22 protein-coding genes are annotated in these 22,654 nt (G+C 38.1%); 4 read left to right on the forward strand and 18 right to left on the reverse strand.

The annotated features are described in order from the left end of the window. Positions 1-82: 82 nt before the first annotated feature. The 9 genes from RM539_RS04175 to RM539_RS04215 form a co-directional block, all read right to left on the reverse strand. Positions 83-2,314 carry a tetratricopeptide repeat-containing hybrid sensor histidine kinase/response regulator gene (locus RM539_RS04175; protein WP_311502175.1) on the reverse strand — a complete coding sequence of 744 codons (2,232 nt, stop codon included), beginning with the start codon at positions 2,312-2,314 and terminating at the stop codon, positions 83-85. A 34-nt stretch (positions 2,315-2,348) separates the two neighbouring features. Then, positions 2,349-3,356: a type I glyceraldehyde-3-phosphate dehydrogenase gene (gene gap / locus RM539_RS04180; protein WP_311502176.1), complete on the reverse strand. Its 1,008-nt coding sequence runs from the start codon at positions 3,354-3,356 to the stop codon at positions 2,349-2,351. Positions 3,357-3,369: 13 nt separating this feature from the next. Continuing rightward, entirely contained in the window at positions 3,370-4,248 is an 879-nt protein-coding gene (gene lipA / locus RM539_RS04185) for a lipoyl synthase (protein WP_311502177.1), read from the reverse strand. A gap of 77 nt (positions 4,249-4,325) precedes the next feature. Continuing rightward, positions 4,326-4,895 (reverse strand): RNA polymerase sigma factor, encoded by a 570-nt coding sequence (locus RM539_RS04190; protein WP_311502178.1) that lies wholly within the window; start codon positions 4,893-4,895, stop codon positions 4,326-4,328. After that, a complete protein-coding gene (locus RM539_RS04195) occupies positions 4,886-5,986 on the reverse strand; it encodes a glycosyltransferase (protein WP_311502179.1) in 1,101 nt (366 codons plus the stop codon). The genes RM539_RS04190 and RM539_RS04195 overlap by 10 nt, the downstream gene beginning before the upstream one ends. A gap of 5 nt (positions 5,987-5,991) precedes the next feature. Beyond that, entirely contained in the window at positions 5,992-6,198 is a 207-nt protein-coding gene (locus RM539_RS04200) for a membrane or secreted protein (RefSeq protein ID WP_311502180.1), read from the reverse strand. A 125-nt stretch (positions 6,199-6,323) separates the two neighbouring features. Further along, the gene (gene murB / locus RM539_RS04205) at positions 6,324-7,337 is read right to left on the reverse strand and encodes a UDP-N-acetylmuramate dehydrogenase (RefSeq protein ID WP_311502181.1); all 1,014 of its coding nucleotides are present in this window, start codon (positions 7,335-7,337) and stop codon (positions 6,324-6,326) included. A 2-nt stretch (positions 7,338-7,339) separates the two neighbouring features. Further along, positions 7,340-8,533 carry a pyridoxal phosphate-dependent aminotransferase gene (locus RM539_RS04210; RefSeq protein ID WP_311502182.1) on the reverse strand — a complete coding sequence of 398 codons (1,194 nt, stop codon included), beginning with the start codon at positions 8,531-8,533 and terminating at the stop codon, positions 7,340-7,342. Between the two features lie 185 nt (positions 8,534-8,718). Continuing rightward, positions 8,719-9,102 (reverse strand): DUF1573 domain-containing protein, encoded by a 384-nt coding sequence (locus RM539_RS04215; RefSeq protein ID WP_311502183.1) that lies wholly within the window; start codon positions 9,100-9,102, stop codon positions 8,719-8,721. A 136-nt stretch (positions 9,103-9,238) separates the two neighbouring features. Here RM539_RS04215 and RM539_RS04220 point away from each other — a divergent pair, with 136 nt between their 5' ends. Further along, positions 9,239-11,869, forward strand: coding sequence for a valine--tRNA ligase (locus tag RM539_RS04220; RefSeq protein WP_311502184.1), 2,631 nt, complete (start codon positions 9,239-9,241; stop codon positions 11,867-11,869). Between the two features lie 27 nt (positions 11,870-11,896). On the opposite strand, the gene RM539_RS04225 is transcribed toward RM539_RS04220, so the two are convergent. From RM539_RS04225 to rsfS, 6 genes are all read right to left on the reverse strand, one after another. Beyond that, entirely contained in the window at positions 11,897-12,172 is a 276-nt protein-coding gene (locus RM539_RS04225; protein WP_311502185.1) for an acyl-CoA-binding protein, read from the reverse strand. Between the two features lie 3 nt (positions 12,173-12,175). Continuing rightward, positions 12,176-12,832, reverse strand: a complete 657-nt coding sequence (locus tag RM539_RS04230) for a phosphatidylserine decarboxylase family protein (RefSeq protein ID WP_311502186.1) — start codon at positions 12,830-12,832, stop codon at positions 12,176-12,178. Beyond that, entirely contained in the window at positions 12,822-13,625 is an 804-nt protein-coding gene (locus RM539_RS04235; RefSeq protein WP_311502187.1) for a phosphatidate cytidylyltransferase, read from the reverse strand. The genes RM539_RS04230 and RM539_RS04235 overlap by 11 nt, the downstream gene beginning before the upstream one ends. 3 nt (positions 13,626-13,628) lie before the next feature. After that, positions 13,629-14,240: an LUD domain-containing protein gene (locus RM539_RS04240; protein ID WP_311502188.1), complete on the reverse strand. Its 612-nt coding sequence runs from the start codon at positions 14,238-14,240 to the stop codon at positions 13,629-13,631. A gap of 100 nt (positions 14,241-14,340) precedes the next feature. Continuing rightward, entirely contained in the window at positions 14,341-16,389 is a 2,049-nt protein-coding gene (ftsH, locus tag RM539_RS04245) for an ATP-dependent zinc metalloprotease FtsH (protein ID WP_311502189.1), read from the reverse strand. Between the two features lie 21 nt (positions 16,390-16,410). Beyond that, entirely contained in the window at positions 16,411-16,782 is a 372-nt protein-coding gene (rsfS, locus tag RM539_RS04250) for a ribosome silencing factor (RefSeq protein ID WP_311502285.1), read from the reverse strand. Positions 16,783-16,876: 94 nt separating this feature from the next. Between rsfS and RM539_RS04255 the strand changes: the two genes are divergently transcribed. Next, on the forward strand, positions 16,877-17,608 hold the full coding sequence (locus RM539_RS04255) for a biotin--[acetyl-CoA-carboxylase] ligase (RefSeq protein WP_311502190.1): 732 nt from the start codon (positions 16,877-16,879) through the stop codon (positions 17,606-17,608). Positions 17,609-17,753: 145 nt separating this feature from the next. Here RM539_RS04255 and RM539_RS04260 read toward each other — a convergent pair whose 3' ends face one another. Further along, positions 17,754-18,146: an SRPBCC family protein gene (locus tag RM539_RS04260; protein ID WP_311502191.1), complete on the reverse strand. Its 393-nt coding sequence runs from the start codon at positions 18,144-18,146 to the stop codon at positions 17,754-17,756. Positions 18,147-18,148: 2 nt separating this feature from the next. Further along, positions 18,149-18,790, reverse strand: a complete 642-nt coding sequence (pyrE, locus tag RM539_RS04265; RefSeq protein ID WP_311502192.1) for an orotate phosphoribosyltransferase — start codon at positions 18,788-18,790, stop codon at positions 18,149-18,151. A 7-nt stretch (positions 18,791-18,797) separates the two neighbouring features. On the opposite strand from pyrE, the gene RM539_RS04270 reads away from it, so the two are divergent. Next, on the forward strand, positions 18,798-19,424 hold the full coding sequence (locus RM539_RS04270) for an NUDIX hydrolase (RefSeq protein WP_311502193.1): 627 nt from the start codon (positions 18,798-18,800) through the stop codon (positions 19,422-19,424). Here the strand turns inward: RM539_RS04270 and RM539_RS04275 are convergent. Then, positions 19,392-21,143, reverse strand: a complete 1,752-nt coding sequence (locus RM539_RS04275; RefSeq protein ID WP_311502194.1) for a M14 family metallopeptidase — start codon at positions 21,141-21,143, stop codon at positions 19,392-19,394. The genes RM539_RS04270 and RM539_RS04275 overlap by 33 nt on opposite strands. Before the next feature lie 221 nt (positions 21,144-21,364). On the opposite strand from RM539_RS04275, the gene RM539_RS04280 reads away from it, so the two are divergent. After that, positions 21,365-22,651, forward strand: a complete 1,287-nt coding sequence (locus RM539_RS04280; protein WP_311502195.1) for a PQQ-dependent sugar dehydrogenase — start codon at positions 21,365-21,367, stop codon at positions 22,649-22,651. Positions 22,652-22,654 lie beyond the last annotated feature (3 nt).

Below are 22,654 nucleotides of genomic sequence, written 5' to 3' on the forward strand. Positions count from 1 at the left end.
TCATTCTTTTTGGCTAATTCAAATTATATATTTTCTATACAATTTTTACTATGTATTAAAATGCAAAGCTTATGCCAGATGCTTAAACGGTTTCCCGTGCAGCAAGATGCTTGTTGATTTTGGTAAAGAACTCTTCAGTTTTGTACGGTTTAGGGATGATGTCATTAAAACCGTTGAGGTAAAATTCATCCAGGTTTTCATCAAGTGTAACCGCCGTTAAAGCAATAACAGGAATTTCTTTATTAAATTTTCTAATTTCAACTGTGGCTTCTATTCCGCTGATGCCAGGCATATGAATATCCATTAAAATAAGATCAAAATCACTGTTTTTAATTTTATCTATAGCGATTGTACCGTTATCGGCTACATCACAATTTACTTTATTCTTTTCCAAAATCTTTCTGGTGATCATCTGGTTGATTTTATTATCCTCTACAATCAGGATTTTCTTATCAATCATAATATCATTGGAAGGAGCTTCTATTTTCTCTTCCTCTTGTTTTTTTGGTCCTGTGGCTGTAGCTGTTTCCAGCACTTCAAATTGAAGTTTAAAAGTGAATTTTGAGCCATTGCCTAATTCACTTTCCAGATTAATTTCGCTATTTAGAAGGCTTAATAAATTTTTAACAATGGAAAGACCCAGGCCTGTACCCCCAAACTTTCGATTGATTTGAGTTGAACCCTGGGTAAAATTCTCAAAGATGGCTTTCTGTTTTTCTTTACTAATTCCTTCACCGTTATCTCTTATCTCAAAACCAAGGCTAGCATATTTATCATTCTGTTCAAGTTTGGTAATATTAATCCAGATATCCCCGTTTTCAGTAAATTTAATTGAGTTGCCAATGAGGTTTATTAAGATTTGCGAAATTTTAAGCGGATCACCTTTTAATTTATTCGGAATTGAATTGTCAAAATTGAAGTGGATTTTAGTCCCTTTTTCATCTGCAGAATTTTTAAGTGCAATGAGTACATCAGAAATTCTTCTTTTCAGGTTGAAAGTAGTTTCCATTAATTCTACTTTATTCGCCTCCAGTTTGTTCAAATCAAGAATATTATTAATAAGAGAGAGAAGATATTCCCCTGAAAATTTTAAAGAATTGAGGTGTTCCTTTTGATTCTCTGTAGGGCTTTCTTCCAGCAAGAGGTGAGTTAACCCGGTTACCGCATAAAGGGGGGTACGGAGCTCGTGGGTAATAGTACTTAAAAACTGGGCCTTTGCCAAAGATGCTTTCTCCGCATTTTCCTTTGCCAGTGTTAATTCGGTATTTTTTTTCTGAAGTAAATCATTAGCTCTTGCTCTAAGGTTGTTGTTTTTGTAGAGCGAAAGTGTTAATAAGGATAGTATTGTTATAAGGGCAACACTTAAAATAGTGGTGAGTTTATTTACTTTAAGGGATTTTTCCTGTTCAGCGTTTTGTAATGTGAGGGAACTAAGTGTATTTTTTAAAGCATCATGTCCATACCTGCTGTTAGCTTCATTAGCCAACTCTTCTTCATTCATATTATAAATAGAGTCCTTCAAAGCAAAACTGGCCTGAAGATGAGCAAGGGCAGAATCCGGCTGCTTCTTTATTTCAAAGATTTCGCTAAGCTTTTTGTTGCCGCTAACAATCATTCCGCCAAAGCTGTGCTGGTGGCTAATCTCCAGGGATTTTCGAATATTCTTTTCAGCTTCATCCAGATTGTTGAGGCTGATGTTGGCTGAGGCCTTAAAATAATTAAGTCGGCTTTTCTCATAAGCATTATCACTTGCGCTTAAATGGACTTCAGCATTATGAAAATTATCAAGGGCTGCTTTATAATCTAAATTTTCATGTATCTGAAGAATTCCACGGTTAAGTGCTACCAGCCCAAGTTGTTCCCTGTTATCATTCTTTTGGTAAATATCTTCAGCAAGAGACAAATATTCCTTTGCTTTTCCAAATTCTCCCTTCATGTCAAGAATTTTGGCGTACTGAATGTAACTGTAAGCCAGGCCAATATTATCACCTGTTTTCTCCTGAAGTGAAATGGCCTCCTTTATAGATTTAGTGCCCGCATCAAAATCATGTTGGATGTATTGGAGGTTGGCTAGGATACTATTGGATAGCGCCAGATAGCGTTCATGATTTATACTTTTAGACAGGGCAATGGAAGAGTCCAGTTTTTTAATGGCACCGTCAAAGTTGTAACGAAGGATTGAAGATTCTGCATCATTTAGCAAACGTTGAATTTTTTCGCCCGTTTCGTCTTCATTTTTAGCCTTGCTGTTCTGGAAGGCAAAAGCATAAAAATAAACAAGGCAAAAAAACAGGGAGAGGGTTAAGTTCTTCATTTAAATTCTAACAACTTAAGGTCGCTAAATATAGCTATTTCTTATTTATGATTGAAATTAAATCGATAAGTCTACTGGAATAACCAATCTCATTATCATACCAGCCTATAAGTTTTACGAGTTTACCACCAATAACCGAGGTCATTTGCGCATCAAAAACACAGCTGGAGGTTTGGTCCAGAATATCTACGGATACTACAGGATCTTCTGTGTAACTTAGAATCCCATTTAGATAAGTATTAGAGGCTTCTTTGAAGAAATGGTTTACTTCTTCAATAGAAGTTTCTTTTTCAACATTTAAAGTCATGTCCGTAAGGGAGCCGTTGGGAACAGGTACTCTTATCCCACAGCCACCAATCACATTGCTCAAATCGGGGAAAATACTTGTTAAAGCTTTGGCAGCACCTGTGGTAGTAGGGATAATTGACTGGGCGGCTGCACGGCTTCTTCTTAAATCCTTATGAGGTTTGTCGTGAAGGCTTTGATCTGAAGTATAAGAATGAACGGTGGTAATATAGGCCTGGCTCACTTTCAGGTTATCATGGATCACCTTAAGCATGGGAGCAGCATTATTTGTAGTGCAGGAGGCATTGGAAATTATTTTTTCTGAACCATCTAACAGGTGCTCATTAACTCCCAACACCACCATTTTTATTAAATCATCTTCAGGAGGAACCGAGAGAATTATTTTTTGTACTCCTTTCTTTAGATGATGTTGCAGATCTTCCGTTTTTTTAAATTTCCCGGAACATTCTATTACATAGTGAACATCATACTTATTCCACGGAATGTCTTTTGGATGAGAATGATTTAATACGGCTGTAGACCTCCCTTCAATGCTTATGCTGAAATTTTCTATCAGGATTTCCTTATTCAGCCTGCCGTGGATGCTGTCGTACTTAAGTAAATGAGTTAGCGTTTCTACATTAGCGATATCATTAATTGCCACTACGTTAACTGCAGGATTATTCACCAGCAGCCTGAACAGGCTGCGCCCAATTCGCCCAAACCCATTAATGGCAATATTAATCGGGGAATTCATAAGAAATGAAATATTAGTTGATATGCTTCTGCGCCTTGTAAGAAGAACGTACCAGTGCACTGCTTTCTACATGGCGAAAACCAAGATCCAAACCAATTGCTTTATACTTATCAAACTGGTCTGGGGTGATAAATTGCTTTACTGGCAGGTGCTTTTTGCTTGGTTGCAGGTATTGGCCAATGGTTACCACATCTACGCCTGCATTGCGAAGGTCGTGAAGGGTTTCAATCACTTCTTCTTCCTGTTCACCAAGGCCAAGCATAATTCCCGATTTTGTACGGTTAATTCCCTGCTGCTTCAAATATCTTAAAACTTCAAGGCTACGTTCATATTTTGCCTGGATTCGTACTTCCCGGGTAAGTCTTTTTACGGTTTCCATATTATGGGAAACCACTTCCGGCATTACTTCCACAATACGGTCTATATTTCGCTCATTGCCCTGAAAATCGGGAATAAGTGTTTCCAGTGTGGTTTCAGGGTTCATACGGCGGATAGCTTTTACAGTTTCTGCCCAAATAATTGAACCCATGTCCTTAAGGTCATCACGGTCCACACTGGTAACTACCGCATGTTTAATTTTCATCAGTTTTATAGAACGGGCCACTTTTTCAGGCTCATCCCATTCCACAGTCTCAGGCCTTCCGGTTTTCACCCCACAAAATCCGCAGGAACGTGTACAAACATTTCCTAAAATCATAAATGTTGCGGTGCCTTCGCTCCAGCATTCACCCATATTAGGGCAGCTTCCGGAAGTGCAGATGGTGTGAAGATCATATTTATCAACCAGGCTCCTGAGTTCGGTGTATTTCTTCCCTGTTGGAAGCTTTACTCTCAGCCATTTTGGTTTTCCCTGAGGTTTGTTTTTTACGGGTGCGATAGTGTCTGTACTCATAGCAAAATTCTGTTGTTCAAAGATACAATATTATAACGAACTGCATAAAGTTAGACACGGGAGTATGGGAAACCTTACTAATGTTTCCGGTCTTCTATTATACCAGCTAAAAGTTTCTTGGCCCTAAGTAGTTTTACCTTCACATTATTCATTGGCTCGTCAAGGTTTTCTGCGATTTCCTTATAAGATTTCTCCTGAAAATACCTTAGGTTGATTACTTCCTGATAATGTGGTTTGAGCTGCTTTATGTCGGTTAAAAGCTGGGCAAGATTTTGTTCACTTATAAGTTTGTCTTCTATTGAAGGAGTTTCGTCTGCAATGGTATAAACCTTATCTTCATCATGATTGGTGGTATGCGATCTTATGGAAGAATTTTTTTTCCGCAGCATATCCACGTGTATATTTTTTGAAATGGCGATAAGCCATGTGCTGAAAGAATAATTTTCATCAAAAGTTTCAATTCGATTGAATGCTTTTGAAAAAGTTTGAATGCTTATGTCTTCAGCCTCATATTCGTTCCGGGTTTTCTTCAGCTGAAATCCGTAAACATCGTTCCAGAAGGTATCTAAAAGGTAATTAAATGCAGTCTGGCTGCCATTTTTTGCTTCCTTTATTTTTTTCAGAAGCTTTTCTGGATTTATTTCCAATGAGTAGGTTTTGAAATAATATTTGCAATAAAGATACCGAATTGGGTAGTGATTAAAAATAATTCCATAATTGGAAATAACCACACCACATCTTTTTCATCAAGTTTTTCTGCAGCTTTAAAATATAGAATACCTTTTATGATGAGTACAACGGCAAAAACAATTAGTGAGAACTGCCAAAAACGGGTAAATGCTAAAAGAGCAAAAAGAAACCATAAAAGCACTTGAGAAATATAAAATAAACCCAGGAGTACTTTGTGCTTTTTCCGGTAATTACCTGCAACTGATACGTGTCTTCTTTTTTGAATAATCCATCTTGTAAAACTCTTTTTGGGTACACTTCGCGTAACTCCCTTGTGCTCATAACAAATGGCAGTGTTCTCCTCAGTGGCACCTTCATTTACAAAAAGATCATCGTCCCCCGATCGTAGATGAAGATGTGTGGCAAAACCATTTTGTTGGTAAAATTGTTTTGAAGTATAAGCAAGGTTCCGGCCTACCCCCATATATGGCATTCCCAGCTTTGCGTATGAAAAATATTGTATTGCTGTAAGCAATGTTTCAAATCTAATAAGCTTGTTTAGTAATGAAGATTTGTTTTTAAAATAGCCTCCATAACCCAGAACAATAGATTTCTCATCATGGAATTTTCCTGACATTTCATGTATCCAGTGTTTGGATTGTGGTACACAATCGGCATCGGTAAAAAGCAGATGTTGATATCTGGCTTTTTTTATACCAAGGGTAAGGGCATACTTCTTATTTGCCCAAAATGTCTCATTGTTCTCTACATTTACAATTTGGATTCTGCCATCAATGCGCTGGAATTTTTCCATGACTTCCAGAGTTTCATCTACGGAAGCATCATTGATCAGAATTACTTCAAAATCCTGATACTCCTGCTCCAGGATGGACGGCAGGAAATTGTTAAGATTTTGAGCTTCATTCTTAGCACAAATAATTATTGAAACAGGTATAGCTGAGGCTGTGGCAGGAGGATTATTTCCCGAAGCAAACCTGAAAAATAGAAGAAAGTAGGTGAGGTTAATTGCTGCAAAAACAAGAAATACAGCCAACAGAATTGTTGTCATTCAATCTAGTTAGCCTTTTTTGCGTCTGAACAATTTCCAATTTCGTCAGGCATTTTTCCGCAGTAACTGCAGGCATCGCCTTCTTTGTTTAAAAATGGACTCTGACTGGCGCATGTTCCTGCAAATTTGCCGTCCTTCTTCCCCCAGATTTTAATTGCAATACCTGCAAAAGCCAGGGCTATTAATATGAAGCTTATTATAAATAGTTTCATGTCTCTTTTTTCTAATTACAAAAATAAGAATAAAAATACCTTTGGAGAAACAAGGCTAAAAAATATGAAAATCTTTATACTATTAATCTCAATTTTTAAGCCACGATCGCTAAAAAAGAAAATTTCTAGAAAATATTGACTTCCGGCTCAAGTTTCACCCCGAATTTCGAATGGACTTCCTGCTGAACTTTTTGCGATAAATGTAAAATTTCCCTCCCGGTGGCACTTCCATAGTTAACCAATACCAGCGCCTGATTTTTATGCACTCCGGCATCACCTTCCCTGTAACCTTTAAGGCCGGTTTTTTCTATAAGCCAGCCCGCCGGAATTTTTACCTTCCCGGAGTTAACAGGATAAGAAGGAATTTCAGGGAATTTTATCTGAAGCTTTTCAAATTCCTCCCGGGAAATTACTGGGTTCTTAAAAAAACTTCCGCTGTTTCCAAGTAGTTTTGGATCTGGTAATTTCTCCTGCCTAATTGAAATCACCGCATCGGAAACATCTTTTATTTTTGCTGAAATTATCTTTCTTTGCTCCAGGGCATTTTTTATGGCGCCGTAATCGGTGCGCAAAACATGATTGCTTTTAGTTAGCCTGAAGGTGACGCTGGTAATGATATATTGTCCTTTCAAAGACTTTTTAAAAACAGAATTGCGGTAATCAAATTCGCTGGCCCGATTGTTGAAAACTTTTTGCTCCAGGGTTTGAATATTTACCGCCTCGCATTCTTCAAAAACATCTTTCAATTCCACACCGTAAGCGCCAATATTCTGAATAGGAGCAGTACCAACATTACCTGGAATAAGTGATAAATTTTCAATTCCACCAAAATCCTGTTTTAACGTCCAGAGAACAAAATCATGCCAGTTTTCTCCCGCGCAGGCTTTTACCAACACCTCATTTTCGGATTCAGAAAGAATTTCTTTCCCTTTAAGGTTTATGTGAAGCACGGTTTTATCAACATTGGCAGTGAGTAACATATTGCTGCCGCCACCCAGTATAAATAATTCTTGGGCATAAGCCTGTTTCAGTACTTCCTTTAACTCATCAACAGTATCAACAGAAATAAGCTTTTTCGCCTTTACATCAATACCAAAAGTGTTGAATCTCTTTAAAGAAGCGTTTTCCGAAACCTGCATTGTTATCTGTTTTTATATTGCGTTAAGGCTTTTTCGAGAATTTCTATAGCACGTTCCAGATTTTCCTTTTTTAAGACGTACGCTATTCTTACCTGATTCATTCCCGTATTTGGGGTAGAATAGAAGCCCGCTGCGGGTGCCACCATAATAGTTTCATTGTTTAGCTGGAAGTTTTCCAGTAACCATTTTGCAAAATCTTCAGCATCTTCTATAGGTAATTCTGCTATACAATAAAAAGCTCCTTTAGGTTTTGCTACTTTTACACCTTCAATTTTTTCCAGCCCTTCAATAAGAATATTTCTTCTAAGGGTATATTCTTCTATCACTTCGTCAAAATATTCCTGCGGAGTATCCAGAGCGGCCTCGCTGGCTATTTGTGCAAATGTTGGGGGGCTTAGCCTTGCCTGGGCAAATTTCATTGCGGCACTAATTACTGCTTTGTTCTTAGAAACAAGGCAACCTATGCGGGCTCCACACATGCTGTAACGTTTTGAAACCGAATCTACCATAATTGCGTGCTGCTCAAGCCCGGGAATACTCATAATGGAATGGTGTGTAATCCCGTCATATGCAAACTCCCTGTAAACTTCATCGGCTACTACAAAGAGGTCGTGTTTTTTTGCCAGATCAGCAATTTGCTGAATTTCTTCTTTTGTATAAAGATATCCTGTAGGATTTCCGGGATTGCAAAGAAGAATAGCTTTGGTTTTCTCGGTAATAAGTCTTTCAAATTCTGAAATGGCCGGTAGGGCAAAGTCATCTTCAAAAGCAGCCTGGATAGGTACAACTTTTACGCCTGAAGCGGTAGCAAATCCATTATAATTTGCGTAGAAAGGTTCAGGAATTATTACTTCATCTCCTGGATCGGTAATGCTTCCCATGGTAAACAGTAAAGCTTCCGAACCACCGGTGGTAATAATAATCTCATCGCTGTTAACGGGAATATCATGTTTGCTGTAATATTGGGCGAGCTTGTTACGGTAACTCTGAAATCCGGCAGAGTGGCTATAAGATAATACTTCCAGATTATTGTTCTTTATCGCGTCCAGAGCTACTTCAGGGGTTTTAATATCTGGCTGGCCAATGTTTAATTGATATATGGTTTTTCCCTTTGCAATAGCTGCTTCCGCATAAGGAACAAGTTTACGGATTGGGGATTCAGGCATTTGAGAGCCCTTTTGAGATATATTAGGCATAACTGTTTGTTTTACGAAGTGCAAAAGTGCAAAATTATTGGAAGAATAATAATTATAAATACAATAAATAGGCGGTGAAAAACCCTTAATCTAAGGGACGGGGAAAGTAGAAATATTTTGATAAAGCATAAAAAAACCTCCCGCTAATGTCAGGAGGTTTAAATTATATAGCAATGAATAAGAAATTAGCTTTGGTTTTCTTCTTCCACAACAGTTCCTTTAATCTTCAGAGCTTTGGTAGACTCCTCAGTATTAGAATAAACGGTTACCGTTTTTCTAATGGGCCCAACTCTTTTTGTGTCGTATTTTACCTCTATCTGGCCTTTTTTACCAGGTTGGATTGGGTCTTTCGGTTTCTTTGGAATAGTACAGCCACAACTTGATTTCACCTCTTCTATTACAAGGGGTGCATCTCCTGTATTTGTAAATTCAAATACACGCACGCCGTCGCTTCCTTTTTTAATAGTTCCGTAATCTATTGTCTCAGATTTGAATTCCATTTTTGCCTGGGCAGTTGCTGTTGCTATTCCGGCCAGAACAAAAATTGCAATCATTGTAATTTTTTTCATAATTCTTAGGTTTAAGATAGATTTTATAAATATACTCTGAAATAGAAAATACACCAAATTATATTCAATTCAACTTCTTTCAAAATCCTTCAGTAATAATTACTTTTGCCATTATTTTCAAAAATCAGACCAAATTATGGCAATTGCTTCCCAATACAATGCAAAACAAGTAGAAGATAAGTGGTATAAATACTGGATGGAAAATAACTATTTTCATTCTGAAGTAGATGAGCGTGAGCCATATACCATTGTAATTCCGCCTCCAAATGTTACGGGCGTATTGCACATGGGACATATGCTGAACAATACTATCCAGGATGTGCTGGTAAGGCGCGCCAGATTAAAAGGTTTCAATGCCTGTTGGGTACCTGGAACCGATCATGCTTCTATTGCTACCGAAGCAAAAGTGGTTGCCAAGCTTAAAGCTGAAGGGATTAATAAAAACGATCTTAGCCGGGAGGAATTCCTGGAACATGCATGGGAGTGGACGCATAAACACGGCGGTATAATCCTGGAACAGCTTAAAAAATTAGGTGCTTCCTGTGATTGGGAAAGGACAAAATTTACGATGGATGAAAAAATGTCTGCTTCCGTAATTAAAGTTTTTGTTGATTTATACGAAAAGGGACTTATTTACCGCGGCTACCGTATGGTAAACTGGGATCCCGAGGCCAAAACCACACTTTCTGATGAAGAAGTAATTTACCAGGAAAAGCAGGGGAACCTTTACTATCTAAATTATAAAATTGAAGGAAGCGAGGAAACTTTAACAATAGCTACCACCAGGCCTGAGACTATCCTGGGAGATACCGCAATTTGTGTTAATCCCAATGATGAAAGGTTTTCGCACCTAAAGGGCAAAAAAGCAATTGTCCCTATTAATAACCGTGTAATTCCAATTATTGAAGATGAATATGTAGATGTGGAGTTTGGTACAGGTTGCCTGAAAGTGACTCCTGCGCATGATGAAAATGATAAAATGCTGGGGGAAAAACATAACCTGAAGGTGATCGATATTTTTAATGATGACGCCACCCTTAATTCCTACGGCCTCCATTACGAAGGAAAAGACAGGTTTACCGTGCGGAAGGAAATCACTAAAGAGCTGGAAGAGCTTGGGGTGCTGCAGAAAATTGAAGAACACACCAATAAAGTAGGAACGAGTGAACGTACCGGTGCGGTAATAGAACCAAAACTGAGTGACCAGTGGTTTTTGAAGATGAAAGATCTGGCAGAACCTGCCATAAAAGCGGTGGTTGGGGATGATATTAATCTGGTTCCAGATAAATTCCTGAATACCTATAAGCATTGGATGGAAAATGTGCGGGATTGGAATGTTTCTCGTCAATTATGGTGGGGACAGCAAATTCCGGCTTACTATTATGGGGATGGAAAAGAAGATTTTGTGGTTGCTGAAACTATAGAATCAGCTTTGGAAAAAGCGAAAGAAAAAACCGGTAATCAAGATTTACAAATTTCAAGCCTTATTCAGGATAAGGATGCACTGGATACCTGGTTTTCTTCCTGGCTTTGGCCAATGAGTGTCTTCAATGGAATCCTGGAGCCGGAAAATAAGGAAATCCAGTATTATTATCCTACCAATGATTTGGTTACCGCGCCTGAAATACTCTTTTTCTGGGTGGCACGTATGATTATGGCAGGGTATGAATACCGTGGAGAACGTCCCTTTAAAAATGTTTATCTAACCGGGATAGTAAGAGATAAGCAACGGCGAAAAATGTCTAAATCACTTGGGAATTCCCCAGATCCTCTTGGTTTGATTGAGCAATATGGAGCTGATGGTGTGAGAGTGGGAATGCTTTTAAGCTCGCCTGCAGGGAATGACCTTATGTTTGATGAAGACCTTTGTAAGCAGGGTAGTGCCTTTACAAACAAAATATGGAATGCCTTCAGGCTGGTAAAAGGATGGGATGTTTCCGAAGAAAAAGAACAGCCCGGAACGGCAAAAATTGCTTTAAAATGGTACAGGGCAAGATTTCAGAAAACCTTGCGGGAGATTGAAGATCATTTTGATAAATACAGAATAAGCGATGCCCTTATGGCCACTTACAAGCTGGTGTGGGATGATTACTGTTCCTGGTTTCTGGAAATGATAAAACCTGGTTTTGAAGAACCAGTTGATGCCGTGACATTTAAAGAAGTAATTTCGATTCTTGAAGATAATTTAAAGATATTACATCCTTTTATTCCTTTTGCTTCAGAAGAAATCTGGCAGGAAATTACCGAAAGAACTCCCGAAGAAGCATTAATTGTTGCTAAATGGCCGGAGACAGAATCTTTTGATGAAAATATTATTGCGGAATTTGCCGTGGCTTCTGAAGTAATTACCGGAATAAGAAAGATAAGGAAAGAGAAGAATATCTCCTTTAAAAATGAAGTTGAGTTCAAAGTCTTGAACAATGAAAAAACTTCAACTTATTTTGATCCGGTAATTATTAAAATGGGAAATCTGTCAGCTTTGGAATATGTAGAAAAACAGGTGGAAGGGGCGTTGTCTTTCCGGGTAAAGTCAAATGATTATTTTATTCCGGTGACCGGGGCCATAGATATGGATGCCGAAATTGAAAAGCTGCAGGAAGAGCTTAATTACACTGTGGGCTTCCTGAAATCTGTAGATAAAAAGCTTTCGAATGAGCGATTTGTAAACAACGCGCCTGAAAAAGTTGTAGCAGTTGAAAAATCGAAAAAGGCAGATGCCGAAGCGAAAATTGAAGCGCTTAAGGCCAGCCTGGCAAGTTTAAAATAAGGAAGTGAAATTTAATTATTGGCAGGCCTACTCCGGTATCCTGCCAATATGTTCTTCTACCAGTTCAATATATTTTATTTGTGCTTCTTCTTTAGTAAGGTCTTTTACCTGTACTAGGGCATTAACCTTAAAAGCAGAACGAAGATCACCATCGCTTGTAGGCGGGATATAGTATCCGTTTTTCTCGGTAGCGCGCTTGTAATAAGCGTAAAAATGGAGTAAAACATCAGGGGGGAATTTCTGTTCTGTTTGATTGGCCAGCTTAAAGGCCTTTTGAAATTTCGAATTGATATCCTCCGGCATAATTTAATTCTGTATTGTTCCAATAACGCTTAATCCGCCTTTTACTTTCTGATTAAGCTCTACATCAATAGGGGTGCCAAGGGGCATAAAGACATCTACGCGGGATCCAAATTTAATGAACCCGCTGTCACTGCCCTGGATTACTTCCTGCCCTTCTTCAGCATAATTAACAATACGCTTGGCCATGGCTCCGGCAATCTGCCTGTAAAGAATTTCTCCTGCCACCCCATTTTCTACAACTACCGTAGTACGTTCATTTTCTTCACTGGACTTTGGGTGCCATGCCACAAGAAATTTACCGGGATGATATTTACTAAATTTCACCTTACCTCCTACAGGATGTCTGGTAACATGTACATTAATTGGAGACATGAAAATCGAAACCTGTAAGCGCTTATCTTTAAAATATTCTTTTTCGTAAACTTCTTCAATTACCACCACTTTTCCATCAACAGGAGCAACAACAGTATTATCATTAATTTCTGTTCTTCTTTTAGGATTTCTAAAAAACTGAATAATCAGCAAAAACAGGATGATAGAAACAACCAGTATGGAAAAACTAATCCAGTATGTGTTAATAAATGTATAGCTTATAATATTTATCGCAATTAGTAAAATTGCGGTAAGTATCATTATCTTGTAACCTTCCTTATGAAACATAATCTAGTGCGTATAAATAAGCATAAACAAATGGACTTGCAAAGATGATACTGTCCAGCCGGTCAAAAAGGCCGCCGTGCCCCGGCATCAATTTTCCGCTGTCTTTAACCCCGGCCTGCCTTTTAAATTTCGATTGTATTAAATCACCCAGCGTACCAAAAATACTTAATATTATGGCTAATCCCAACCATATGGGCAAAGTTAAAAATTGAGTATAATAATAAATAAAGTAGCTGGCAACACAGCTAAAAACCAATCCTCCTAAAAATCCTTCAATCGTTTTATTAGGGGAGATGCGTTCAAAAAGTTTTCTCCGGCCAAAATTCTTACCAACAATAAAAGCAAAAGTATCGTTGGTCCAGATGAGCATGAAAATACCAACCACAAGCTTAGGAATAAAAACACCTTCTATGGTGGGGATAAGCGTTAAAAAAATTACGGAGGAAATGAGGTAAAATATAATAATTATATATTTCTTTTTTTCGAAAACGGGGATTTTATTCACCACCAACAGGTCTTTTACAAGGAACAGGTTTACAAAAATCGTAATAAGAAGTAGCAATACCGTTGCATCCTGATTGAATTTTAAATAGCTAAAAAGATAGAATAGTAATGCCTGTACAGCATACAAAGCATAACTTTTTAGGCGCAGTAATTTTTGCATTTCCACAAGGCATACAAGTCCTAAAATATAAAAAAGCGTGATGAAAATAAATTCCGAAGAAAGAATGGAAGCTACCAAAATGGATATATACAGTAATCCCGAGACGGTTCTGATTATGGCTTCCCTCATAAATTAAAGATCTTCCAGAAGTAGTAGATAGAGATTTTTAGTGCTGCTTCCATAGCTCATAAAATCTCCTTCTTTCTGGGTTTCAAAGTTTTTAATGGTAGTAATATTGGAGGGAATATGTTGTTTATTTCTGAATTTTATTCCTCTTAAACCTTCTCCTATAGTGTCGGTAAGCTGACTTGTGGAAGCTAGAATAACAAAATTAGCCGGTAAATCATGAAGCTTACTTTCTTTAATCTGATTTGAAGAGATTAGAATGGAGCCATCATTAGCGATAAGATATTCACAGGTAGAAAGGAAAAAGGCTGCGGCAGAAGAACGATTAAAATTCAGGTTAAAACCACTGAATTTTTCCTGCAAATTTTGATCGAAGCAGAAACATTCCTTTTCATACCAGTCATTTTCCAGTAAAATATTATCGAAAGCTTCCAGTATTTCCTCCTGATTTTCACAATAGAGAAATTTTCCACCGTTATTTCTGAAGTTAAGCATAAACCTCTCATCTGTAGGTAATTTTACCTCAGGCATATACTTACCCCTATCAGCGTTTTCAGGTTTATCCTGGCTTTTGTCCGATTTAGATTTAGGGTTTAGGAATCTTCTAAATAGACTCATAGAAAATTAGGTGTGGTTCTCAATCTCATTTCTACCAAAGGTAAAAAATCTTAATTTAACCTTGGGTCAAATTAAGATTTTTTACAAGTAGTAGAAAAACTTATTTATTTATAGAATTGTTTTCTTCTAAACCGGCTTCTCCCGTGTTGTTCATGGGGGAAGTGGCTTCAGGATCTCTTCTTTCAGGAGGCGATTTTCTAACCGGTGTCCCTTCCTTATTTTCTTCTTTTACCTGGTAAGGCCTGTCGCCGAATATTCTTTGAAGATCATCCTTGAAAATAACTTCTTTGTCCAAAAGGATGTCGGCAAGTTGGGAAAGTTTGTCCTTGTGTTCGGTTAAAAGATCTTTCGCACGTTGATATTGGTTTTCAATAAGATTTGAAATCTCCTTATCTATTAATTCTGATGTGCGTTCGCTATAAGGTTTAGTGAAATTATATTCATTTTGTCCTGAAGAATCATAGTAAGTTAAATTACCCACTGCATCATTAAGTCCGTAAATGGTAACCATGGCTCTTGCCTGCTTGGTCACTTTTTCTAGGTCACTCAAAGCTCCGGTAGATATTTTATCAAAAATAACCTTTTCGGCTGCCCGGCCTCCCAGTGCCGCACACATTTCGTCCAGCATTTGTTCAGGTCTTACAATCAACCTTTCTTCGGGTAAATACCAGGCTGCTCCCAACGATTGTCCACGTGGAACAATCGTTACTTTTACAAGTGGGGCGGCATGCTCCAGCATCCAACTTACAGTGGCGTGCCCTGCTTCATGAAAAGCAATAGCTTTTTTCTCTTCAGGAGTTATAATTTTATTCTTTTTCTCAAGACCGCCTACAATCCTGTCAACTGCATCCAGAAAGTCCTGCTTTCCTACCGCTTTGTTACCTTTTCTTGCGGCAATAAGAGCGGCCTCGTTACAAACATTAGCAATATCTGCCCCGGAAAATCCAGGAGTTTGCTTAGCCAGGAATTCTGTATCAAGTTCATCTGCCACCTTTTTAAGGGGTTTTAAATGTACTTCAAAAATTTCCCTTCTCTCATTAAGATCAGGAAGATCTACATAAATCTGCCGGTCAAAACGACCGGCTCTCATCAATGCCTTATCCAGTACATCGGCCCGGTTGGTGGCGGCAATTACAATCACATTTGTGTTTGTGCCGAAACCATCCATTTCAGTAAGCAGCTGGTTAAGAGTATTTTCACGCTCATCATTAGAACCGGAAAAATTACTTTTTCCTCTGGCCCTACCAATGGCATCGATCTCATCTATAAAAATAATAGAAGGAGATTTTTCTTTTGCCTGTTTAAATAAGTCACGTACCCTTGATGCTCCAACGCCCACAAACATTTCTACAAAGTCTGAACCTGAGAGGGAAAAAAACGGCACTTTTGCTTCTCCTGCCACCGCTTTTGCCAGGAGAGTTTTACCTGTACCAGGAGGGCCAACCAATAAGGCGCCTTTAGGAATCTTACCACCTAAAGCAGTATATTTTTCAGGCTGTTTCAGGAAATCCACAATTTCCTGAACTTCTTCTTTTGCACCTTCAAGGCCGGCTACATCTTTAAATGAAGTCTTTACATCTGTGTTCTGATCAAAAAGCTTTGCCTTGGATTTCCCAATGTTAAAGATCTGGCCACCGGCACCACCACCGGCTCCGGAACTCATCTTTCGCATAATAAAAATCCAGATTCCTATAATTAAGATAAACGGTAGAAGGGTAAAGAAAATTTCTCCCCAAACGTTTGTTTCTCTCTTAAAATTCAGATTTGCTGAAACTCCATTCTCTTCTTCGATTTCTTCGACATCTTCCTGAAATTTTTCAAGACTACCAAAATTGAAGGTATACGAGGGGCTGTCCCCCCCTGGAAAGATATTTGGATCGGTTTCAGTTGCATGTACGTCTTTTTGCTTAGCTTCATCTGTAAGGTAAACATTCGCTTTCTGGTTATTGATAATAACCAGTTTTTTCACATCTCCATTTCTAAGATATTCCTCAAACTGACTTGGTGTAATCTGCTCGGGTTCATTAAAACCGCCGCCGGTGAAGAAATTAATTCCTAAAAATATAATGATTATAGCTGCGTAGATCCAATATGCGCTAAATTTCGGCTTTTTTGGATCCAGTTTTTTCTTTGGTTGCTGTTTCGCCATTCTTACTTACTTCTGTTAGATTTAATAATTTGTCTCAATGGAGGTTATTTTTGCGTCACCCCAAAGACTTTCAATATCGTAAAACTCTCTTATATGCCGTTGAAAAACATGAACCACTATATTAACATAGTCCATCAAAACCCATTCTGCGTTTTCACTGCCTTCAATGTGCCAGGGTTTATCTTTGAGCGCTTTACTAACTGATTTTTGAACGGAATTTACTATGGCATTTACCTGCGTATTAGAAGAACCATTGCAGATTATAAAGTAATCACAAACTGTATTTTCGATTTCCCTTAAGTCAAGAATATCAATATTATTTCCCTTTACTTCTTCTATTCCTTTTATTATTTGAGCAATAAGTTGATCGCTGTTCGTTTCTTTTTTTGCCATTAAATCTTTTTCTTTACGCAAAGTTATTACTTTTTAGTCTTTTTAGTGTCTGTTCTATATAACATTTTAACGCCTTTATGTCTTTAGTTCCTGCATGCGTATAATCAAAGTTAATGCCATCAATTCTACCAATGAATTTGTGCGCGATTTTTATAACGGAAATAACAAGTTTGAACCTGTGTGTGTTACAGCTTATACCCAAACAAAAGGAAAGGGGCAAAGAGGCGCAGGCTGGGAATCTAATCCCGGAGAGAATCTTACCTTTAGTATATTATATCCTGAAGTCAATGTTGCCGGGTCCAATCAGTTCTTGTTGAGTGCTGCTGTGGCTCTTTCCATTCTGGATGTTCTAGGGAAACATAACATTCCAAACTTAAGGGTGAAATGGCCTAACGACATTATGGCAGCGAATTTGAAAATTTGCGGAATATTAATAGAGAATATTCTTAAAAAAAATACTATATCGGCCTCAATTATAGGGATAGGACTCAATGTTAATCAAACAGAATTTCTAAACCTTCCTAAAGCAGGCTCCTTACAGCTGGTGGCAGGAAAAACTTTTAATACTGACAAGTTGCTTGAGGAATTACTGAATTCTATTGAAAGAAGATTGCAGAAACTAACTAATTATTTGAAACTGGAGATCCTGAAGGAATATCAATCCAAGATGTTTAAAAAAGATGTGGTTTCTACTTTTCAGTTTCCTGATGGAAGCCACCTAACCGGAATTATAAGAGGGGTGAGTAATGATGGTTTATTAAAAGTAGAATTAGAAGATGAAGTTTTTAGAGTTTTTGATCTAAAGGAAATTAAACTTCTTTTTTAGGATAAAGATGGATTGTCTCGAATCCAGAATAGCAGATTCCTAATATTTAGAATATAAATCTTCCATAAATGCCAATTCCCGCACCGAATCAGAATGAGGAAAATTGACTTTTCGGACTGCCAACCAAAATTCAGTAATTTTAATCCTACAGTTTTGAAATATTTTCTGCCAGGCTGTTAATAAATTTCTGAAGGGGACTCTTTACCATCATGCTCATCATGGCATTGAAATTTCCGTGGAATAAAAGCTGTACTTCACTCTGTTTTTCATTTAAAGCATCTATGTGAATGTTTAGAGAGAAATTCAGTTTATCTGAAGTAGAACCTAAAACAACTAATTTGGGCTCCTCGGTATCCTGGATTTTCAGTTTAATTTCCGGCATTCCTTTTAAACCGAATAAAAATGTTTCCTGATCTATAACCTGAAATTTCTCTTTGCTTTCTGGCATTAATTGCTCATAATTTTCAACATTGGTCAAAAAATTGAACATTTCCTGCTGGTTTTTATCAGCTTTTACTTTTGGGCTTTCTAAATTCATAACTAATTTTTCCAGTTGCCCGGGTCATGCCGCCATTCCCTAAGAAGGTCAGCTTCCGAAGCATTAATATATTTTGTTTTCTGCGCCGTTTCAATCAGGTGCTCATAATTACTTAGCGTATGCAGTTCTACTCCGGCTTCTTCAAAGTTGTTCTGCGCGGTTTTAAATCCGTAGGTAAAAATGGCAAGCATGCCTTTTACATTTGCCTTGTCCTCTTTTAAAGCTTTCACTGCATTAAGGCTGCTCTTTCCTGTACTTATAAGATCTTCAATAACAACTACAGACTGGCCTTCTTCAAGATTTCCTTCAATCTGATTTTTTCTTCCATGGCCTTTTGGTTCCGGCCGTACATAAGCAAAAGGCAGGCTTAGATATTCAGCCACCAGCATTCCAATACCTATCGCGCCGGTTGCTACAGCAGCAATAACGTCCGGTTTTCCATAGATTTCCTCCACCTGTTTGGCGAATTGTTCCCTTATAAAATTTCTGATAGGAGGGTAGGATAGTATTATCCTGTTATCACAATAAATTGGCGACTTCCAACCACTTGCCCAGGTAAACGGCTCTTGCGGTTCTAATTTAATTGCTTTAATTTGCAGCAGTAGCTCAGCAGTTTGTTTTGCTGTTTCTTTGTTTAAAATCATAGTACAAATGTATAAAGTTTTTGTAAATGATATTCCAATAATTCTTTCTACTAAGAAAGATATTGGAGAGGAATATACTTCTTTCCCCATTAAAAAGGTGAGGCTGAGGAAGGTGATCAAGAAGATTAACAAAGGAAAATTACATTATGTTAATTTATATCATGAAGATGAAGAAAAACTACTAAAATATCTTCTGAAAAAATTAAGGGTGGTTACCGCTGCCGGAGGAATGGTTTTAAATGATAAAGAAGAAATTCTTTTTATTTACAGAAACGATCGCTGGGACCTTCCAAAGGGAAAAACTGAAAAGGGGGAAAGCATAGAAGCTTCAGCTATTCGGGAAGTGGAAGAGGAAACTGGAGTACAGGATTTAAAAATCACCAGGTTTTTGCGAAAGACCTACCATGTTTTCAAGAGAAAAGGGAAATACAGGTTAAAAGTGACGCACTGGTACGAGATGCGTACTTCCTATGAAGGGGAATTGCGGCCGGAACAAAAAGAAGGAATTGAAAAGGCCAAATGGAAAAACTTTAAGAAAAGCCGGAAAGCGCTTCAGAAGTCATACGCGAATATTAAATTACTTTTTCCTAAGGAATTTTTTTCACCGGGGAATTCTAAAGACAGGGTAGCGTAGGTGCGGTTCTTTGTAATATTTTGAATTTTTATGGATCCAGTCTAATTGAGCATAAGCATCAGTTCTAAATTCAGTATCATTTCTTTTCTTTTCTTCAAACTCTTCTTTTAATTGTGGGTTTGCATTTAGTAATTTGAGCGCCATATCTTCAAAAACGTAAGGCGAAAAATGCTCTTTTTGTTGTAAGACAGAATCGAAAAAATTCCAGTTGAAAAAAGAATCTACAGTTGTAGGTTCAAGGGTTTCTATTAAATATCTGGCACCATCCTGAAAAGTGGTTACATAAAGATCTCCTTTTCTGAAAAAAACGGAATCCATTGTTTTAGACACTTTAGTATTTTGATGAAGATAATGCCCTTCATAAGCATGTTCTACAGTTTCAAAGTCTTCTATTCGTAAACTTTCCACATAAATAGTGGTATCCCTATCCAGGGGCTGCATTTTAATATTATTCAATTCCAGCAGATTGGTTACTTTCCACCATCCCTGAGGAATAATATAGGCTCTGGGAATTTCAATCCTGTCATTGGAAATAAAATTATCGTAATACTCTATCTCTTTGGTAAATGGCTTGGTGCGATCATATTTTAATCGGGGTTGCCCGGTTAACTCACTTTTGATGGTCTCGCCCTCATAGCCAAGAAATTCCCGGGTACTGGGATTTTCCATATCAGGCTCCCAGTCTATGTTATACCATCTTTGGGTAAGGTACTTTTTATTTTCCCGCTCCCGCAGATCTTTAATGGTAGGATTTTCAGCATCGGTAATTGCAACCATGGAACGAAGAAGTTCATAAGTGCCTTCCACTCTTTGATCATATGGTTTTAGCATATGCGTTTCTACCATCATGGCAAGGGTATTCCATAGAGCGGCATATCCGGTGGAATATCTGGGGTGATCTATAAACTGGCTAAACCCATTTTCGGGAACTTCATTAAAAACATTTACATAAGGGGTGATGGGAAGTTTTTTTCTTCTTAAAGAATCTTCAAGGGCAGGCATCATTTGCTTATTCAGATATTCACCTAATTCTCCGCCAAGTTTATTATGCTGGGTAAATAAATGTGTAAGGGTGTATTGATAGTCTGCTCCATTGCTTACGTGAGTATCTATAAAAACATCAGGTTTTACATTTTGAAAAATGGTGTAAAAATTTTTGGTATTTTTAGAATCTGCTTTAATAAAATCCCGGTTCAGATCATAGTTTTGGGCATTGCCGCGGAAACCATATTCCAGCGGCCCATTTTGATTGGTGCGGCTTGTGGAATTCCGGTTTAAAGCGCCACCCACATTATATATGGGAATAGTGGCGATAATAGTGTTTTCGGGAACATGAATGGAATCTCCCGCAAGATCTCTAAAAAGCATCATGGTAGCATCTATCCCGTCACTTTCTCCCGGGTGAATCCCATTATTGATAAGGATTATTGTTTTATCTTCTCGTACTTTTTCCAGATCAAATTCTTCCGAAGGATTAAAAACGGCCAGGTGAAGTGGCTTTCCACTATCGGTTTCTCCAACTGCGGTAAAGCTAATGCTGGGATAAATTTCTTCTAGTTGGGTGTAAAAATCAATTACCTCCTGGTAAGTTGCTGTTTCTGTACCCCCGGATTTTTCAAACTGTGTTTCAAGATCATAATCTACAACAAGCTGGTACTTAGATAAATCGCAGGAGCCAAAAACAATAATTATCAGTAAAAACGTTAATGCCTTTTTCATAAAAAGATTAAGTGAGCGCGGATATAATTCCTAGATCTTTGGGATTGTATCTTCGTTAGGATTATTAAAAATAAGGTGTAAACTTAAATAAATCGCCTAAAGCAGCCAAAAACTGCTTCTTAATGTAAGTCCCGGGCAGCTGTTAAAGGAAACCTAATCAGGTTTAAAAACTTTTATGGCCTCAAATTTCAGAGTATTTTTAAAAAAAAATAGCTAGTAAAATGAAAAGAGTTTCAAGTATTTTAAGTTTATTCCTCGTGACATGTGTTGGCATGACTGCATTTGCCCAGCATGAGGAAGTAAGTAAAGAAGAAAAGGAGAAAATTTCTCAAAGACAACCCAATGTGGTGCAAACCGCTATTGGCGAATTAACACTCGTGCCGCCTTTTTCTTCTGAATCTGTTAGTAATAACAGTAAGGCTGTTGGCTGGTCCAATGGCAATACGCCTAAAGCGCCGGAAGGTTTTAAGGTGAATAAGTTTGCTGGGGATCTTGAACATCCGCGTAATACTTATGTGGCACCAAATAACGATATATTTGTGGCAGAAACTGATGATGCCAAGAAAAGTGCCAATCAAATTACATTATTAAGGGATACCGATGGCGATGGAGAAGCAGACGAGCGTCATGTATTTTTAGAAGATCTTAATCAGCCTTACGGAATGTTGATTTTAAATAATTATTTCTATGTCGCTAATGTAGACGGGCTTAAAAGGTTTCCGTATAAAGAAGGCCAAAATTCAATAGATGCCGATGGGGAAACAATTGTGGAGCTTCCTGCCGGAGGTTATAATCACCACTGGACCAGAAATATTATCGCAAATAAAGATGGTAGTAAAATTTACATTTCTGTAGGTTCTTCCAGTAATGCGGGAGAGCACGGCATGGAAAAAGAAGAGCGCCGGGCAAATATTTTAGAGATAAATCCCGATGGTTCAGGAGAAAAAGTTTATGCTGCCGGTCTACGGAATCCTGTTGGGATGGACTGGAATCCGGTTACCGGAGAGCTTTGGGCTGCGGTTAACGAACGTGATAAACTTGGGAACAGGCTGGTGCCGGATTATATTACCAGCGTGAAAGAAGACGGCTGGTACGGCTGGCCTTTTTCCTATTTTGGACAAATTCAGGATCCAAGATGGGATGGAGATCCACATATGGATATGGTTGAAAAAGCCATAGTTCCGGATGTACCTGTAACTTCTCACAGCGCCTCTTTGGGATTGCATTTCTATACGAAAAATCAATTTCCGCAGAAATATAATAATGGGGCTTTTGTAGGACAGCATGGCTCCTGGAATCGAGCCGATCTTGCCGGTTATAAAGTACTTTTCGTACCCTTTGAAAACGGGAAACCTCAGGAACCACAGGATTTTCTAACAGGATTTATTGCTGAAGAGGATTCCAGCAAGGTATATGGGAGACCGGTTGCAGTAACCACACTACCAGACGGCTCTTTGCTTGTTAACGACGATGATGGAAATACACTCTGGAGAATTTCTGCAGAATAAAAT

It is taken from the genome of Autumnicola musiva (genome assembly GCF_031846585.1).
Lineage (GTDB): Bacteria > Bacteroidota > Bacteroidia > Flavobacteriales > Flavobacteriaceae > Autumnicola > Autumnicola musiva.